The organism is Sulfurihydrogenibium sp. (assembly GCF_027448985.1).
Taxonomy (GTDB): domain Bacteria; phylum Aquificota; class Aquificia; order Aquificales; family Hydrogenothermaceae; genus Sulfurihydrogenibium.
Genome location: NZ_DAIDMN010000153.1, coordinates 1 through 1,571 on the forward strand (window position 1 = coordinate 1; position 1,571 = coordinate 1,571).

The following is a 1,571-nucleotide window of genomic DNA, read 5'->3' on the forward strand; positions in this document are numbered from 1 at the left end:
CCCTATCACTTGTCCTGGTTTTGCCGGAGTTGGTCCAACATAGTAAATGACCTGCCCTTTGATGTCAAAGGGAAGTTTTCCAGTTTTTTCATACTCTTCAAGCATTCTTTTATGAGCTGCATCCCTTGCTGTGTAAACCCATCCGGTTATTAAAACTTTATCTCCAGCTCTTAGTGTTTCTATAACTTCATCCGTTAAAGGTGTTGTTATAATTTTTGTTTCACTCATGTTCTTCCTCGTTGATGAGATTTTTTATATCTCTACTTCCTTATGTCTTGCTGCATGGCACTGTATGTTTACCGCAACAGGCAGTGATGCTATATGACAAGGTGCTATTTCTATCTTTACATCTACAGCTGTTGTTGTTCCACCAAAGCCAAGAGGTCCAACACCAAGTTGATTTGCAAGGTTTAAAAGCTCTTCTTCTAACGCTGCTATTCTTGGGTCCGGATGTCTTTCTCCTATGTGTCTAAAAAGAGCCTTTTTAGCTAAAACTGCTGAGTAATCAAAAGTTCCACCTATTCCAACACCTACTGTAAAAGGAGGGCAAGCGTTAGGTCCTGCATTTGCTATAGTTTGAAGAATGAACTTTTTAACACCTTCAAGTCCATCTGCAGGTTTTAACATAGCTTGTTTACTTTGATTTTCAGAGCCACCACCTTTTGCTGCAAATTTTATCTTTATCTTGTCTCCTTCTACGATATCAAAATATATTAAAGCTGGTGTGTTGTCACCTGTGTTTTTTCTGTCAAAAATTGGGTCATAAGCCAACGATGCTCTTAGATAACCTTCTTTAGTTGCTCTTCTTACACCTTCGTTTATTGCTTCTTTCAAGCTTCCACCTACTACTTTAACATCTTGACCTATTTCAACAAAAAACACAGGGTATCCGGTATCTTGACAGTAGGCTACTTGTTCTTTTTCTGCTACTTCTGCATTTTTAAGGATTTCTTGAAGAATCTCTTTTCCAAGTGGAGATTCTTCTTTGTCAACGGATAGTTTTATAGCTTGAATAAAGTCTTGGGGAAGTTTGTACTCTGCATCCATTACAAGGTTTTTAACTTTTTCTACTATCTCATCGAAATGTATTTCTCTCATTTGGCAACCTCAAAACTTTTATATTAATTTTAACTCTTTTATTCTTTCTATGCCTTCTTTTACTGATTTTACGGACTTTTGCCACATTTGTCTTTCTTCTTCTGTTAGATTTATTTTTACAAGTTCTTCCCAACCGTGTGCTCCAACTTTTACAGGTAGTCCTACACATACATCATAAGCTTCGTAGAACCTTGCATCTTCTCCTTCTAAGTATATAGAGCATGGCATTATAGCTTTTTTATCTTTTAAAATAGACTCTACCATTTGGACAACGGATGCTCCGGGAGCATGGTACGCGGAAGTTCCCATAAGGTTAACAATCTCTCCTCCCCCGAATTTTGTTCTGTTTATAAGTTCTTCTAATTTTTCTTTGGTAAATAGGCTCTTTAACGGAGTTCCTCCTACATTTGATACTGACAGTAAAGGTACCATATCATCGCCATGTCCACCGATAACAAAACAGTTTATGTTTG

At 37.3% G+C, this 1,571-nt stretch carries 2 protein-coding genes and 1 pseudogene; all 3 read right to left on the reverse strand.

The features are described 5' to 3' along the window. Positions 1-228, reverse strand: a 228-nt coding sequence (locus tag NE054_RS08180) for a fumarate hydratase C-terminal domain-containing protein (protein WP_297890480.1), incomplete at its 3' end; no start/stop codon positions are given. A 24-nt stretch (positions 229-252) separates the two neighbouring features. Then, positions 253-1,098, reverse strand: coding sequence for a fumarate hydratase (locus NE054_RS08185; RefSeq protein WP_297890481.1), 846 nt, complete (start codon positions 1,096-1,098; stop codon positions 253-255). An 18-nt stretch (positions 1,099-1,116) separates the two neighbouring features. Then, positions 1,117-1,571: pseudogene (locus NE054_RS08190) on the reverse strand (malate dehydrogenase); the annotation flags it as partial.

Excerpts from the sequence above, each read along its gene's own strand:
- NE054_RS08185 (WP_297890481.1), bottom strand. The coding sequence starts at position 1,098 with ATGAGAGAAATACATTTCGATGAGATAGTAGAAAAAGTTAAAAACCTT.